15 protein-coding genes are annotated in these 16,005 nt (G+C 40.9%); 7 read left to right on the top strand and 8 right to left on the bottom strand.

Going from position 1 to position 16,005, the window contains the following annotated elements:
* Positions 1–118 precede the first annotated feature (118 nt).
* From H5122_RS20150 to bioB, 7 genes are all read right to left on the bottom strand, one after another.
* Complete coding sequence (locus tag H5122_RS20150) at positions 119–313, bottom strand: hypothetical protein (protein WP_259395731.1); 195 nt, start codon at positions 311–313, stop codon at positions 119–121.
* 245 nt (positions 314–558) lie between these two features.
* On the bottom strand, positions 559–1,422 hold the full coding sequence (htpX, locus tag H5122_RS03315; protein WP_002961248.1) for a protease HtpX: 864 nt from the start codon (positions 1,420–1,422) through the stop codon (positions 559–561).
* 212 nt (positions 1,423–1,634) lie between these two features.
* A complete protein-coding gene (locus tag H5122_RS03310; protein WP_182681272.1) occupies positions 1,635–3,218 on the bottom strand; it encodes an FAD-dependent oxidoreductase in 1,584 nt (527 codons plus the stop codon).
* A gap of 121 nt (positions 3,219–3,339) precedes the next feature.
* A complete protein-coding gene (bioD, locus tag H5122_RS03305) occupies positions 3,340–4,023 on the bottom strand; it encodes a dethiobiotin synthase (RefSeq protein WP_182674305.1) in 684 nt (227 codons plus the stop codon).
* A 39-nt stretch (positions 4,024–4,062) separates the two neighbouring features.
* Entirely contained in the window at positions 4,063–4,956 is an 894-nt protein-coding gene (locus H5122_RS03300) for a methyltransferase domain-containing protein (protein ID WP_182674306.1), read from the bottom strand.
* Entirely contained in the window at positions 4,953–6,104 is a 1,152-nt protein-coding gene (locus tag H5122_RS03295) for an 8-amino-7-oxononanoate synthase (RefSeq protein WP_182674307.1), read from the bottom strand. The genes H5122_RS03300 and H5122_RS03295 overlap by 4 nt, the downstream gene beginning before the upstream one ends.
* A gap of 10 nt (positions 6,105–6,114) precedes the next feature.
* Positions 6,115–7,155: a biotin synthase BioB gene (bioB, locus tag H5122_RS03290; protein WP_182681271.1), complete on the bottom strand. Its 1,041-nt coding sequence runs from the start codon at positions 7,153–7,155 to the stop codon at positions 6,115–6,117.
* 93 nt (positions 7,156–7,248) lie between these two features.
* Here bioB and bioA point away from each other — a divergent pair, with 93 nt between their 5' ends.
* The 6 genes from bioA to H5122_RS03260 all read left to right on the top strand — a co-directional run bounded on the left by bioA (position 7,249) and on the right by H5122_RS03260 (position 13,770).
* Positions 7,249–8,550 carry an adenosylmethionine--8-amino-7-oxononanoate transaminase gene (gene bioA, locus H5122_RS03285; RefSeq protein WP_182674309.1) on the top strand — a complete coding sequence of 434 codons (1,302 nt, stop codon included), beginning with the start codon at positions 7,249–7,251 and terminating at the stop codon, positions 8,548–8,550.
* Between the two features lie 171 nt (positions 8,551–8,721).
* The gene (locus H5122_RS03280) at positions 8,722–9,534 is read left to right on the top strand and encodes a hypothetical protein (protein ID WP_154903076.1); all 813 of its coding nucleotides are present in this window, start codon (positions 8,722–8,724) and stop codon (positions 9,532–9,534) included.
* Complete coding sequence (locus H5122_RS03275) at positions 9,535–10,575, top strand: extracellular solute-binding protein (protein WP_039487939.1); 1,041 nt, start codon at positions 9,535–9,537, stop codon at positions 10,573–10,575.
* Positions 10,575–12,074: an iron ABC transporter permease gene (locus tag H5122_RS03270; protein WP_182681270.1), complete on the top strand. Its 1,500-nt coding sequence runs from the start codon at positions 10,575–10,577 to the stop codon at positions 12,072–12,074. Before H5122_RS03275 ends, H5122_RS03270 begins: the two co-directional genes overlap by 1 nt.
* 14 nt (positions 12,075–12,088) lie before the next feature.
* Entirely contained in the window at positions 12,089–13,105 is a 1,017-nt protein-coding gene (locus H5122_RS03265; RefSeq protein WP_182681269.1) for an ABC transporter ATP-binding protein, read from the top strand.
* Positions 13,106–13,140: 35 nt separating this feature from the next.
* Positions 13,141–13,770, top strand: coding sequence for a Vat family streptogramin A O-acetyltransferase (locus H5122_RS03260; protein WP_024604311.1), 630 nt, complete (start codon positions 13,141–13,143; stop codon positions 13,768–13,770).
* A 4-nt stretch (positions 13,771–13,774) separates the two neighbouring features.
* Here H5122_RS03260 and H5122_RS03255 read toward each other — a convergent pair whose 3' ends face one another.
* Entirely contained in the window at positions 13,775–14,209 is a 435-nt protein-coding gene (locus tag H5122_RS03255; protein WP_002961231.1) for an ATP-binding protein, read from the bottom strand.
* 297 nt (positions 14,210–14,506) lie between these two features.
* Between H5122_RS03255 and asnS the strand changes: the two genes are divergently transcribed.
* Positions 14,507–15,904, top strand: a complete 1,398-nt coding sequence (gene asnS / locus H5122_RS03250) for an asparagine--tRNA ligase (protein WP_002961230.1) — start codon at positions 14,507–14,509, stop codon at positions 15,902–15,904.
* Positions 15,905–16,005 lie beyond the last annotated feature (101 nt).

The following is a 16,005-nucleotide window of genomic DNA, read 5'->3' as shown; positions in this document are numbered from 1 at the left end:
TTTGATTCGTTTTTTACCTGCCCTATGCATGCAACATATAAAGCATCGCTTTCATTTTTAGTATGAATTTGGCTAACATTAGCGATTAAGTTTTTTTGTGCTTGATCTTCAAGCCCTGCTACATAAATATTTTGATAAAAATAAACCCAAAAATACCAACAATACTAAGTGCTAATGCACCAATAATAATGGGATTGTTTTCTAAGTTAGAATATTTAGCTTGAAGTGAGGTGCATTGCGGACATTTTTTAGCCCGTGAATCTATAGCGCTAAAGCACATAATGCATTCTTTAGTGTGTTGCACCTTTTCCATTACAATAACCGTCCTTGTTAAGTATTAAAACCAGCAGCATTGCTGACCTTAAGGTATTTTAGTTTACTCATGCTAAACAACCCCGTAAACACATATAGCTTAAAAAAGTAACGATTTTATAAAGCAATACAATACACTGTATATAAATACAGTGCGTTGTATTTTAGCATTTTAACGTAAACATAAAAAAGCCAGCGGTTAAGCTGGCTTAGAATATTTACTAACTTACATAGTTACTTAAATCGTTACTTGCGTAGTGCGTCGATTCGCGCATCAAGCGGCGGGTGCGATGAAAACAGCTCAGCAACACCTTTGCCACTTGCAATACCAAAGGCCATCATTGAGCCTTCTAATTGCGAAGGATGGTTTTGCTTTAATCGCTCAAGGGCTGAACGCATTTTATCAGCACCAACTAGTTTTGCTGCGCCGCTGTCGGCTGCAAATTCACGTTTACGGCTGTAACTTGCAACCACTATGCTTGCTAGCACGCCAAATAATACTTGGAATAACATATCGAATAAGAAGTATGTCCAGCTACTGCCGCCCTCTTCTTCATCGCTATTAATAAAGTTATCTACAATGCCTGCCAATACTTTTGCGGCAAATATTACAAAGGTGTTTACCACGCCTTGTATTAGCGTAAGCGTTACCATGTCGCCGTTAGCCACGTGCGATACTTCGTGGGCAAGTACGGCTTCGGCTTGATCTTTGGTCATGTTGTGCATTAAGCCTGTGCTTACTGCCACTAACGAGTTGTTTTTACTTGGGCCCGTTGCAAATGCGTTCATTTCTGGGCTGTCGTAAATAGCCACTTCTGGCATTTTAATACCTGCTTTTTGTGCTTGCGCAGATACCGTTTGTACAAGCCAATGTTCGGTTTCGTTTCGAGGCTGCGTAATTACGTGCGCGCCCGTTGATTTTTTAGCGATCCATTTCGACATAAATAACGAAATAAACGATCCACCAAAACCAAATACTGTGGCTATAAGTAAAATTCCGCCAAGACTACGATGGCTTAAGCCCAGCGCACTCATTATTATTGAAAGCACTACACCTAATACCAACATAACCGCTAGGTTAGTTAATAAAAACAAAAATATACGTTTCATATTGCCCTCACAAAAATAGGTTTGATCACCGAACATAAAATTAAATTAGGTTAAAGCAATCACTGCGTTATGACACACTATGTCATAACGTTAGCGCTATTCTGTGACAAACTATGTCATAACACAAGTGTTATTTATGTGTTTATTGATAATTTTTTTAGGAAGAGTTTTACAGCAAATTTAAATATGAAGTTTCTTTATAAATCAGCTTATTACAAGCTATGATTTAGCTCTGCCATATCAATCGGAAAACCACGCTCGTGTGCCAATATGCGTGCAACTTCGTCAATTTTTTCGCTGCTATTATGTTTAAGGTACGACCATTGGTGGGTACTGCGGTGATGATTTACAGCAGGATCGCTACTTATTATTCCTAATTTTATAAACTCACCCACTATTTGATCTGCCGCTATTAACGTTGACGATGCTTTTACATTTTCGGCCCGTGCGTAACTAATATGCGAATATAAACTTACATCGGCTACGCGCAAGGTGTCGTCATCACCTGGGATTTGTTGCCCGCCATATAAGGCATTATTTTGTTTATTAGCAGTTTTAAACGCAGGGACAAACTCGGCTACATAATCAATTGCTGTTTGGGTACGTGTTTGCAATGCAGCTTCATCCCAGCCATCTTTAATATAATGCAGGTATTTATTGGGAAGTTTTGGTTGTGCGCTCATTGGCGTGGCATCAGCTAAGCCATCATTAAACAATGTAATGTTGTTTGTCATGCCATGTATTTGAAAGTATCCGTTAGGGTAAGGGGTTAGCTGCGCCATACCTTCTGGCGTACCACGGTTACCATAAATAATTATTTCGGGTATTTGCCCACCAGCACCTTGCCAATGAGTAATGTAAGAGGCTTTAAATTCAACCATGCGTTTTACATCTACACCAACCAGGTCGTCAATAATACCGGTTTGAAAACCACACGCATTAATTAGGTAATCTACCTCAATGGTCTGTAAATCGGCTTGTGTATCGGTTTGAGTATCAGGTTGTTCATCAAGGCTTGGCTCTGATCTGTATTCAATGTGCCATTTAAGTGTTTGCTTATCATTATTGGTATTTATAACTGGCGATACGTTTTTAACACTGGTGCTTGTTAAAACATGAGCGTGTTTGTACTGTGCAAGGGCGAGTTGTGCACTGGCCGATAAACGAAATATATTCCAGCCATATTCTTGTGCAACAATAAGCGGAAACTTTAGCTTATTTAAATCTAAATGCTTAGCCACGGGTATCATCCACTCATCTAACGACGTGGGCTTGGCTACTTGTTTTTGTTTAGCAAGTTTTAGCATTTGCTCATAACTATATAACTGATAATAATGCTCAGGCTCGCCTAACACTTTATTAGCGCTGTCTTGCTGTACAAGCTCGCTGTAGGCTTTTACTAATTTATTTAAGCGCGGAAATAAATCTTCCGGTAAGTCGTCATCGCGCTTGGGTACGGCAAATACTGTAGGGCGAACATCTATGGTGTGAGGATAAAGGCGCGCAATATCTATACATTGCTTGAGTAAATCTATGCAGTCTTCGTCGGGTATTTCACGATATAAGTTGCCACCCGCGTGCAAATGGCACATTGGAGGGCCATCAATTAACGACTTTTTCTTTTCAAGTACATAAGTTTCTAACCCTAACGCAGCAAGTCTAATGGCTATTGTCGCGCCAGCTGTGCCCCCACCTATTATGCCTACGCGTTTTTTAGGTAAGCCATAGTTTAGTGCTTTTGGCTCAGCGCTTACGTGCGCATCTGGGGCGTAGTTTTCAATAAATGGGTGCGTCATATAGTCGTTATGTCCTTAGTAACATTGTCTTTAAGCAAGCTATGTATTTATAAACGTTTATATGTGTACTAAGGTTGACTATTTCAAGATTTACCTAAAAAAGTAACTTTTTTAAAACCACTTAAGTGTTTAAAGATAACGCACTAAGCAAGCTTTTGTATATTTGTAACTTAGGAGTTTGCTCGCTATATGGGCTTATAGCAAGTATTGGAAACGGTAAACGTGCTTTAAGTGAATCAAGGTTTGCTTGGTACTCGTCCATGTTTTTATCTACTTGGTTTGCAATCCAGCCAACGCAGTTTATACCCATACTTTGCATATGCGCAGCGGTTAGTAATGCATGATTTAAGCAACCTAGTTTCATACCAACAACCAGTATTACCGGCATTTTTTCTGCTTTAACCCAGTCGTATAAATAATCGTTTTTATTAATAGGTAATGCCCAACCACCAGCACCTTCGGTAAGTATAATGTCAGCGCCCTGTTGTTTTACGTTTTTATAAGCATCACTTAGTTTATCAATAGTAATACTCACCCCAACTTTCTCCGCTGCTATGTGCGGCGCAATAGGCGGTGAAAACGCAAACGGATTTACTACGTCGTATTTAGCGCTCACTGTTGCGCTTTCCATTAGTATTAGGGCATCGGCGTTTACTAGTTGATCGAATGCCATTTCGCAGCCAGCAGCAAGGGGTTTAAAGCCAATGGCTTGTTTTTTATGTTGGGCAAGTAACTTTAGTAGCAAACTGGTAACGTGGGTTTTTCCGGCATCAGTGTCGGTGCCTGTTATAAAAAATTCTTTCATGCTTTGCCTTATGATCTGAATCTAACTTTGGTTTAAGTTTTAACTTAAGCAATTAATCGCTTTTTTCAAATGGCTTTTTTTTAATGATAACAGCACCACATGATAAGACACACATGCTTTATTATTTATAAGCGGATACGCACTGCATACTTTTTGTAGCGCCGATTTGGTAAGTAAGCCTTGGCGCGTATTGGTATGATTTTGCGTTGTTGCACCAATAGCCTTAATTGAGGCAATAGCTTTTAAAGGTGTTGTGTATTCATCGGTGTAAATACGTTTTTTAGCACTATTAATAATAAAGCCCGCATTTTGGACTGATTGGTTTATATACTGTTCACTATTAAAGGTATTTACATGGCTGTTAGAATCAAGCGCTGCAAAAGCTGTTTTTATTTCGTTTAGTGAGCCCTCTACCACAGTGCTTATGTACGCCTGCCCGCCTGGTTTTAATATGTTGTAAAGCGATTGCATTAAAGCCGAAAAATTTGCAGACCACTGCACGGCAAAGTTACTGTAAATTACATCAACACTGTTTGCTTGCAGCGGCAAGTTATCCATATCGGCGCATATTTTTGATGTAGTTAAATCACTACTTTGTAGCATGTTTAAGCTCAAATCCATGGCAATAACGCTTGCAAACATACTTTGTAAGGTATGCGTATTAACAAGCGGACCTGCACCTAAATCAACACAAAGCTTATTTTTATTAATACCTGGTTTTATGAGCGCAAATAGATCGCTCGCTGCGTGTTTTTGTACATTTGCATGGGTGTTATAACGCGCTGCCGCCTTTGAAAACTTACTTTGGGTGGACTTTTTAAGCTCCTTGCTTAAATCCTTGTTTAACTCTATATCCAATTCGCTACTTACTAGGCACTGTTTTACTAAGCGAGTTTGCACTAGGTCTGTTTTTAATACTGGCTGAGCAGTCATGCTATTGCACCTACTAAATGTTTAACTAAATGCGTTATGTCTTGCTCGGTATGTGCGGCGGTTAAAGTAATGCGTAAACGTGAGGTGTTATGTGCAACTGTGGGCGGTCTAATTGCAGTGAGCCAAATACCCTGTTGTTTTAGTTTACCTGCCGCTTGTAGCGTTTGCTCAGCGCAGCCTAATACAATGGGCTGTATGGCTGTGTTTGACTCCATTACAGCAATATTATGGCTTTTAGTGAGTTGCTTAAATAATGCAATATTGGCATTTAGCTTATCGCGTTTATCATCAGCTGTTTTTATGCTTTTAATACGCGCAAGTGTGTGGCTTGCCATAAGCGGCGACATAGCAGTTGAATACGTGTAATCGCGATTAAATTGCAGCATGTAATCAATAAACTGTTTACTGCCTAATACACAGGCGCCACTACTAGCCACTGCTTTACCAAAGGTAATAACTAATATATCTGGCAGCGTTTGAGTAATAAACGCTTCGCAACTGCCTAAACCTGTTTTACCTAATGCACCAAAGCCGTGTGCGTCGTCAATCATTAGCCATGCGTTGTGCTGTTTTGCAAGTGCGAGTAATTCTTTAAGAGGCGCGGTATCGCCATCCATCGAAAACACACCTTCGCTTATAATTAGCTTGTTTTGCGCTTTTGATTTTTCGAGCCGTGAGCGTAAATGGTTCATGTCGTTGTGATTAAAACGCACTAAAGCCGCGTTAGAATGCATAGCCCCGTCAATCAAACTTGCATGATTTAACTTATCTTGAAAAATAGCGCTGTTTTGTGCAGCCGCTTTATCTTGAAACAATGCTTTAATTACGCTGTTATTAGCGCTAAACCCTGAGTTAAATAGCATTGCTGCGCCATAACCAAATTGCTCACATAAGTATTGTTCAAGCGCTTTTTGCTGAGCCTGATAACCCGTAACCAATGCTGAGCTGTGACTCCCTAATGCGTGGGAGTCATTAAGGTTAACAGCCACATCACCAAAACCTAAGTAATCGTTACTGGCAAAATTAAGATAGGTTTTATTATTAACCGTTATGGTGCGCGCTGTTGCATGTTGTACTACGTGGCGTTTACGAAGCAGTGCATCTTGCTGGCGAGCCTGCAGATGCGTATTTATAAAATCAAAAGGCATTGATATAAGCCTACGCTTCGTAAAACAATTCAGAGGTTGCTTTGTCGGCTACTTGCGATGAAAGCGAGGCTTCTACTGCTTCGTCTGAATAGTCGTGACGTTTTTCTGGGTTCATGCCTAGTTTTTTAATTAGGTTCATATCGGCATCAGCGTCTGGGTTTTCGGTGGTAAGTAGTTTATCACCATAAAATATTGAGTTAGCGCCTGCAAAAAAGCACATCGATTGCATTTGCTCGTTCATGGCGTTGCGCCCTGCCGATAAACGTACATAACTGTGTGGCATCATAATACGTGCTGTTGCTATGGTACGTATAAATTCAAAGTGATCTAAATCGTCTACGTTTTCAAGCGGTGTGCCTTTAACTTTAACGAGCATATTAATAGGCACGCTTTCTGGCTGTTGTGGCAAATTAGCTAGTTGCATAAGTAGTCCAAAGCGGTCGCTTGCTTGCTCGCCCATACCTACTATTCCGCCCGAGCATACTTTCATACCAGCATCGCGTACGTGGTCAATGGTATTTAATCTATCTTGAAAAGTACGGGTTGATATAATTTGCTCGTAATACTCAGGTGATGTGTCGAGATTATGGTTGTAGTAATCAAGCCCTGCGTCTCTAAGCTCATGGGCTTTTTCGTTTGTGAGTTTACCCAGCGTCATACAGGTTTCTAACCCTAGCTCTTTTACTTCTTTAAGCATTTGCGTAATGTATGGCATATCTCTGTCTTTTGGATCTGACCATGCAGCGCCCATACAAAAACGGGTAGCGCCTTTTTGTTTTGCAAGGCGTGCTTGCTCGACTACTTTTTCTACTTCTATTAAGCGTTCGCGTTCTAAATCTGTTCGGTAATGGCCCGACTGCGGGCAGTACTTGCAATCTTCTGGGCAAGCGCCTGTTTTAATTGATAACAACGTAGAAATTTGCACTTCATTTGGGTTGAAGTTAGCACGGTGAACCGATGCGGCTTTAAACAGTAAATCGTTAAATGGCATTTCAAATAATGCTTTAACTTCAGCGTGGGTCCAATCGTGACGAACAGGTGCAAGTTCCATAATACTCTCTTATTTTTTCATAACGGTGATATTGGCTTAGTCTACGAGTTGAAGTACCATTGTCAACGAAGCCCAGCAAGTTAAAGTTTACATATGATTAAAAAGAATGCGATTGACCTTGATTTTGATCGTGAGCACATTTGGCACCCATATACGTCTATGACTAAGCCAATTCCGGTATACCCTGTTACACATGCTAATCACAATATTATTCACCTCGAAACTGGTGAACAATTAATCGATGGCATGGCCTCGTGGTGGAGCGCAATACATGGCTATAATCACCCTGTTATAAATAACGCCATGATTGAGCAAATTAATAATATGAGCCACATTATGTTTGGCGGTATTACGCATAACAGCGCGGTAGAGCTTTGCAAAAAAATAGTAAATATAACGCCGCCTAGTTTAACTAAAGTGTTTTTAGCCGACAGCGGCTCAGTAAGTGTTGAAGTAGCAATTAAAATGGCGCTGCAATATTGGTTAAGCCAAGGCATTACAACAAAACAAAAATTAATGACGCCTTACAAGGGCTACCATGGCGACACCTTTGCAGCCATGAGCGTATGCGACCCCGTTAACTCAATGCATAGTTTATATTCAGGCTTTTTACCTGAACACGTTTTTGTACCTGCACCGGTTAGTCAATTTGGGGGCGAGTTTAACCAAACTGAAGCCCAAGAGCTTGAAGAATACTTTAAAGCAAACCACAACCAAGTAGCCGCCTTTATCATTGAGCCTATTGTACAAAACGCGGGGGGTATGAACTTTTATCACCCTGATTATTTAGCCTGCGTACGTAAATTGTGCACCCAATATAATGTACTGCTAATTTGCGACGAAATTGCCACAGGCTTTGGCCGTACAGGTAAATTATTTGCTGTAGAGCACGCCAATATAGAGCCCGATATAATGTGTATTGGTAAAGCATTAACTGGCGGCTCAATGACGCTATCGGCCACTATCACTAGCGATAAAATAGCCATTGGCATAAGCGAAGGTGAAGCCGGTGTTTTAATGCACGGCCCAACTTTTATGGGCAACCCGCTTGCCTGTGCTGCGGCCTGCGCAAGTATTGATTTATTACTAGAGCAAAACTGGCAACAACGAATAAAGCAAATAAACACCCAACTACAACAACTTAATAAATGCAGTGAACTAGATGCGGTTGCCAATGTGCGTATTTTAGGTGCAATAGGTGTTGTTGAACTAAACGAGGCTGCTGGCAATGTTGATGTTGCTAAAATTCAAGCTTATTTTGTAGAGCAAGGCGTATGGATACGCCCATTCGGTAAACTAATTTACCTTATGCCACCGTATATAAGTGACGACACCAGTATAAAAACACTGTGTGATGCCATTTATAATGCCATTAAAGGCAAGCATTACGCTTAATAGTCGGTCTCAATAACTAATCCTAATACTGGTTATAGCGCTATTTGCTGTAACCTACCGCTACATTTAGTGTTTTTATCTATTAAGCGAGTTTGTAGTTATTGATCTCGTTAACCATTAGCTATATGATAATGTCTATCATTTACAATTACCTTTTTGGACTTCTTTGCTATGAAATTACTATTTAAACCAGCCAAAACTTTAGGTGCAAGCCTTTTACTAGCCTCGGCGTTTATGGCTCAACCAGTATTAGCTAACGGCCCTATTGGCGAGCATGTTAATCATCTTCAAGCTAACCTTAAAAGTTACGCAGAAGAAGTAGAATGGATGGTAGGCAAAGTTGATACCATGGTAAGCGACTACGATACTAAAGGCGCAAAATCTGTAAAAACTGATGATTTAATTGAATATTGGGAATCAGTTAAGTTTCACAGCGCAATAGAAACTAACTTTGTACCAGTATACGCTTCTATTTGGCAGGGCCTTTATGGCGTAAAAATGGCCATTGATAATAAAGAGCCTGCTGAGGAAGTTCGTAAACAGCAAAAAGCGATGAACATAGCCTTGTGGCAAGGCCTTGGGGCTGTTAAGCTTGCTGCAAAATTCCAGCAAAAAGGCTTGTTAGACACAGTAAAAGCAACCGCTACAACTCAAATGACACAAAGTGCCACAATTGATGAAATTAAGCACAAATTAGACCGTGTAGTAGCTAAATTTGCTGAGCGTTTACGAGACGAAGCAACTGAAATTGTTCACGATACTTATCTGCACCTGTTTGAAGGCGTTGAAGGAACTCTTATTGAACAAGATGCAAAACTAGTTGAAGTGCTGGAAAAAGACTTTAACGTAACACTGCCACAAGCCATTACAAACAGCAAAAGCGTAGACGAAGTACGCGATGTGATCAGTGATATGCAAACAAAATTAGACCGCGCTAAGGTTTTAATAGAAAAAGCCGAAAAAGCTCGTAAGGATGTATTTTAAGTGAAGCGTAGGACCTTTATTCAAGGCCTAGCTGCGTTAGGGGTGGTTGGCTCATTGCCGCTGCCTCTTTCTCGTGCGCTAGCCGCTGATATAGCAAACCCTGTTTCTGTTGACGATTTACCAAAGCTTAAAGGCGAGTTAACCCTTTACTTAGGCCGAGGCGAAGGTGGTTTGTATGAAAACGTATTACAAGCAATCCAGAAAAAAAATCCAGACTTTAAGTTAGGCATTCGCCGAGGTCCTACTGCTGCTTTAGCAAATACCATTGTTGCAGAAGCTAAAGCTGGCGTTCGCCGCGCTGATTTATTTTGGGCGGTTGATTCAGGCGCAATTGGTTTAGTAACCGATGCAGGCCTTGCACAACCTATCCCAGGTGATTTATCTGCTCAGTTACAACCACAATTTAGATATAAAGAGTGGGCACCAGTAACTGGCCGTATTCGTACATTGCCATATAACACGTCGCGTTTGACTAAAGATCAAATTCCAACAAGTATTATGGAAATTGCCGACAGCGATTTAAGTATTGGTTGGGCACCCGCCTACGCTTCTTTTCAATCGTTTGTAACCGCAATGCGAATCTTAGAAGGCGATGACAAAACCGCTAAGTGGCTTAAAAAGGTTCAAAAACGTGCTAAAACATACGCCGGCGAGCTAGGTGTTGTTATGGGCGTTGAGCGCGGTGAAGTTGATATTGGTTTTGCAAATCACTACTACACTTTGCGTTTAAAATCAGGTAAGCCTGATGCCAAGCTAGATTTAGCATTTACACAAAATGATGCGGGCTGTTTAGTTAATGCATCAGGTGTATTAGCGCTTAACGACGATCCGCTTGCAACTAACTTTATGCGTTACTTACTAAGTAAAGAAGTACAAGGTTACTTAGCCAGTGAAGCGTACGAAATTCCGTTAGTAAATGGTATTACCCAACCTGAGGGTTTACCGTCACTTGCTAATATTTCTCCACCTAAAGTAGATTTAACACAGCTAGCTGATTTACGCCCTACTATAGATTTGATGCGAAGCAGCGGCGTATTGTAATGAAAATACCAGCCTCTTATCCAATGGCGCTGCTTGCAGCGCTTGTTGCGCTTACCCCTGTTTATGTATTAATTGTGCTTGCAAGCGATGCGAGCTCAGTGTTTGACACCCACAACCTGCAAATTTTAGGTAACACCTTATCGTTAATGGGTTTAACGGTACTTGGGTCTATTTTAATTGGTGTGCCACTGGCGTTTATTAGCGCGTATGTGCATTTACCATTTAAAAAGCTCTGGCTGGTTGTATTTGCAGCCCCACTGGCAATTCCCAGTTATATTGGCGCATTTACACTTTATGCTGCTTTTGGCCCCGGTGGCGAAATAAACACCTTAACAGGAATAGAAACACCATCAATGTATGGCTTAACAGGCGCTGCAATTGTGATGACGCTGTATACTTTCCCGTTTGTAATGATGACGACTCGCTCATCCCTACTGAGCCTTGACGCAAGCATGGTTAATGCCGCACGAACGCTGGGCATGTCGATGACGCAAAGTATATTTAAAGTTATATTACCGCGCGTAGTTAACGGTATTGCAGCAGGCTCATTGTTAGTCGCGCTTTATACGTTATCAGACTTTGGCACGCCGGCAATGATGCGCTTAGATACGTTTACCCGCGTAATTTATGTTGAATACAATGCCTTTGCGTTAGGACGCGCTGCCATGCTTTCACTTCAGCTGATGGTTATTGTCAGTTTTTTACTTTTAGTTGAATCACAAATAAAAACAGCACCTGAGCGCCATGGTCGCCCGTTAATTTTATTTCCAAGTAAATTACAGTTAAGTGCCATGTTTGTTACGTTTGCACCTGTTTTACTACTCGCTATTGGCTTGCCTTTGGCTATATTTTCACTTTGGTTAGCTCGTGATGGTTTTAGCTCATTTGATTTTAATATTGCGTGGAACTCTACGTATGCATCGGGTATTGCGGCAATTGTAGCCGTTATCGTTGCGATCCCCGTTGCACATGCCGCACTGAGTGGAAAAGCGGGTCGTATAATGGAGCGTGTTACTTACTTTGGTTTTGGTATTCCGGGTATAGTAATGGGCACAGCGCTTGTTTACGGTGGTTTGCAGTTACCGTTTTTATATCAAACACTGGGATTGCTTATTATTGCTTATATGCTGCGGTTTTTACCACTTGCTGTAGGCTCTGTTAGAACAAGCACTGAACACTTAGATCCAAGCTTAGTAAAGTCTGCGCGCGTATTAGGTGCAAGCCCACGTGAAGTATTTACTCGCATAACACTGCCTTTAACTATGCGCGGTATTATTGCCGGTGCAGCACTGGTATTTTTAGAGTCAATGCGTGAACTCGAAGCCACGCTATTACTTGGTCCTACAGGGTTTGAAACCCTCTCAACTTATTTATGGCGTGTATACGAGGCGGGCTATTTTGGTCGCGCTGCTATTCCTGGTTTATTGTTAGTAGTGATATCTGCCTGCGGGTTAGCTATTATGATGTCTGGCGAAAAACGCAACCAGTTTGAACATTAAGGATTTAAGAAACAATGCTATCTGTAAGTCAGTTGTCTATAGATTATGGCAGTAACCGCGTAGTAAGCGATTTAAACTTATCGCTGGGTGAAAACGAAATCCTTATGCTTGTAGGGCCAACAGGTTGCGGTAAAAGTACAATTTTACAAGCCCTTGCTGGCCTTATACCTATTAGCGAAGGCGAAATAAACACGGGTAAATGGCGCGCTACACCCAAATTAACACTACCTCCTGAAAAACGCAGTGTCGGTATGGTGTTTCAAGATTTTGCGTTATTTCCGCACTTAACCGTACAGCAAAATATTTGCTTTAGATTAAAAGATACAGCCCCTGCTGAGTATTGGATAAACCTACTTGGACTGAGCGATTTTAGAGATAAAAAACCAGCTACGCTTTCTGGCGGACAAAAGCAACGTGTTGCACTTGCGCGCACCCTTGCCCACCAACCTGATTTTGTATTGCTTGATGAGCCGCTTTCAAACTTAGATGCCGCCCTTAAAGACATGCTTCGTTGGGATATTAGAAACGCACTTAAAGCAGCTGGCGTACCTGCGATTTGGGTAACACACGACCAAGAAGAAGCACTCTCAGTTGGCGATCGTGTTGGTGTACTTAAAGGCGGCAAAATTCAGCAAATCGATACACCCGAGCGCTGCTTTAGTACCCCAAATAATCGCTTTGTGGCACGCTTTTTAGGTGAAGCCAGCTTTATTAGCGGCCAATTTAGCCAAGGACAAGCCACTACCTCAATTGGTAATGCTCCCGCTCATGGCGTTGACTGTGAAAGTGGCGACGTTGATGTACTACTTCGACCAGACGATGTGTTACTTGTACAAAGCAGTGTTGGCAATAACGGCGAAGTAATTTGGGTACGTTTTGAGGGTGGCAGCCGCTTGTGCGCTGTAAAACTTGCGTGCTCTACGGTTGTAACTAGCCGAGTAAGCCATGAAGTTGTGGTAAACCCAGGCGACGAAGTGCATGTATCACTAAGTACATCGCACCCACTAGCGGTTTATAAATCTATAGATTAATATCTATACCTAACTCAAAATTAAGAGGAAACCCCATGAACGGACCAAACCCCAATAATCCTTCACCAATGGAAGGTTTTCCTCAAGTAGGTTTTTTAAAAAACTATATTACTTCTATCAATATTGAAGTAGGCGATTATACATATTATGACGATCCTGATGGCCCTGAGAATTTTGAAAAAAATGTGCTTTACCATTTCGATTTTATTGGGGATCGTCTGATCATAGGTAAGTTTTGTGCGATAGCTAAAGACGTTACTTTTATAATGAATGGCGCTAACCATCAAACTTCTGGATTTTCTACTTATCCATTTTTTATATTTGGTAATGGCTGGGAAAAATTTGTACCAAAATCAAATGATTTACCCTTTAAAGGCAATACAGAAATTGGTCATGATGTTTGGATTGGTTATAACGCTACAATTATGCCCGGGGTAAAAATTGGCAGCGGCGCTATTATTGCCAGTAAATCAGTTGTTACCTGTGATGTACCTGCTTATAGCGTTGTAGGTGGAAATCCCGCTAAAGTGATAAAAACCAGATTTGACGATAAAACAATTAATACGCTGCTAGATATAGCGTGGTGGGATTGGAGCAATGAAAAAATCACTGCTCATTTAGATGCCATTACACAATGCGATATAAAAGCCTTATCTAATCTCTAAGTGATTACCACTCAAACATGTAGGCCATTTTACTTATAGTTTTTAGCGGTACATTATGTGAGTTTCGTTTAGCGTATAGGTGCTGCATAGCTTTGTCTTTTACTTCACCCACTATCACTTCTTTTACTTGATAACCTAAAGCAACGGCAGCTTGAGAGTAAGCTATAAATTCCCACTTTTTAATATTGGTGTTATCAACAATCACCAATGGAATGCCTTGAGCAAGTGCATTTATAAAGCGCGCCAAATTTAAATTATGAAATTGTGGTAACTTAAATTTATCGAAATGATATTCGCCCTGCTCATTATTAAAGTAATCATCAGTTGAGCAAATTAGATACTGACTTTCGTCGGCTCCACCTAATTCGTCAGCAAGGCTTTGCGCGTAGTAAGACTTACCACTTCCTGGTAGTCCTCGTAAAATAAAAACTTGTTTCATAGCATCGATTTTTTAAGGGTGAATAAATATTAATTTAGTTTGGATGTTAATAATGCCACAAAATCATTAAATTTCAGAGCAACAAATCATAATAGTGGCAATTAAACTCTAAAAACTGTTTAAAAATAAACCGCATGCATAAAAACTTTTAAAGAGTTGCCCACAATAGTTTTTTTATTTAACTTTACTAGGTAAGATACAGGGTTCAAGTGCAGCACCGTTTATGTGCAATTTATGCCCGAGTGTTGCGCACAGTTAAAATAAAATAGTTAGGCAACTTATATCATTGGAGTGAAGATGAGCCATTTAGCGATTTCAGAGCTATTAAAAGGCAATGTTGCGGTAGACAGCCAAGTAACAATTAAGGGCTGGATCCGTACTCGCCGCGATTCAAAAGCAGGAATTTCATTTTTAGCCGTTCATGACGGTTCGTGTTTTGATCCTATTCAAGCGGTAGTTCCTAATTCACTGAATAATTATGATGAAGTTACTAGCTTAACAGCCGGTTGTTCTGTGTCGGTTACTGGTGTTTTAGTTCAATCTGCTGGCCAAGGTCAATCTTACGAAATTCAAGCTAACTCAGTGACTGTGTTAGGTTGGGTAGAAAACCCAGATTCATACCCAATGTCGGCAAAGCGCCACAGCATTGAGTACTTACGTGAGCACGCTCACCTTCGCCCTCGTACAAATATGATTGGCGCGGTAACTCGTGTACGCAACTGTTTAGCACAAGCTATTCACCGTTTTTACCACGAGCAAGGCTTTTACTGGATCAGCACGCCAATCATTACGGCAAGTGACTGTGAAGGTGCGGGTGAGATGTTCCGTGTATCAACGCTAGATATGCAAAACTTACCACTTACAGATAAAGGCGATGTTGATTACAGCGAAGATTTCTTCGGTAAAGAAGCATTCCTTACTGTATCTGGTCAGTTAAATGGCGAAACTTACGCGTCTGCAATGTCAAAAATTTATACATTTGGCCCTACATTCCGCGCAGAGAATTCAAATACATCTCGCCACCTTGCAGAATTTTGGATGGTAGAACCTGAAGTAGCGTTTGCTGATTTAGAAGACATAGCAAAACTTGCTGAAAACATGCTTAAGTATGTGTTTAAAGCCGTACTTGAAGAGCGCCGTGATGATATGGAATTTTTTGCACAACGTGTAGAAAAAACCGCAATTACGCGTTTAGAAGAATTTGTAGATAAAGACTTTGCACAAGTTGACTACACAGACGCTGTAGAAATCCTTAAAAACTGTGGCAAAAAGTTTGAGTACGCTGTTGAATGGGGTGTAGATTTACAGTCTGAGCACGAGCGTTACTTAGCTGAAGAGCACTTTAAAGCACCGGTAGTTATTAAAAACTACCCTCGTGACATTAAAGCATTTTACATGCGCCAAAACGAAGACGGTAAAACCGTTGCCGCAATGGATGTTGTAGCACCAGGTATTGGTGAGATCATTGGTGGTTCACAACGTGAGGAACGCCTTGATGTGCTTGATGCACGCCTAGAAGAAATGGGCTTAAACAAAGAGGATTACAGCTGGTACCGCGATTTACGTAAATACGGTAGCGTGCCACATTCAGGCTTTGGTCTAGGCTTTGAACGCTTAGTTGCTTATGTAACAGGTATGGGCAACGTACGTGACGTTATTGCCTTCCCTCGTACTAAAGGCAGCGCAACTTACTAAATTGGTAAGTAAACTGTTTATAAATACTAAAAACCGGCCAATTGGCTGGTTTTTTTGTGTCTTTAATCTACCGAATAAAAAAGCCGCAGCACTCAAAGAGC

Origin of the sequence: Pseudoalteromonas sp. SG43-8 (assembly GCF_014164245.1) — a bacterium.
GTDB lineage: Bacteria > Pseudomonadota > Gammaproteobacteria > Enterobacterales > Alteromonadaceae > Pseudoalteromonas > Pseudoalteromonas distincta.
Note: the sequence above shows the minus strand (reverse complement) of the source record. Positions and strands in the feature narration are given on the sequence as shown.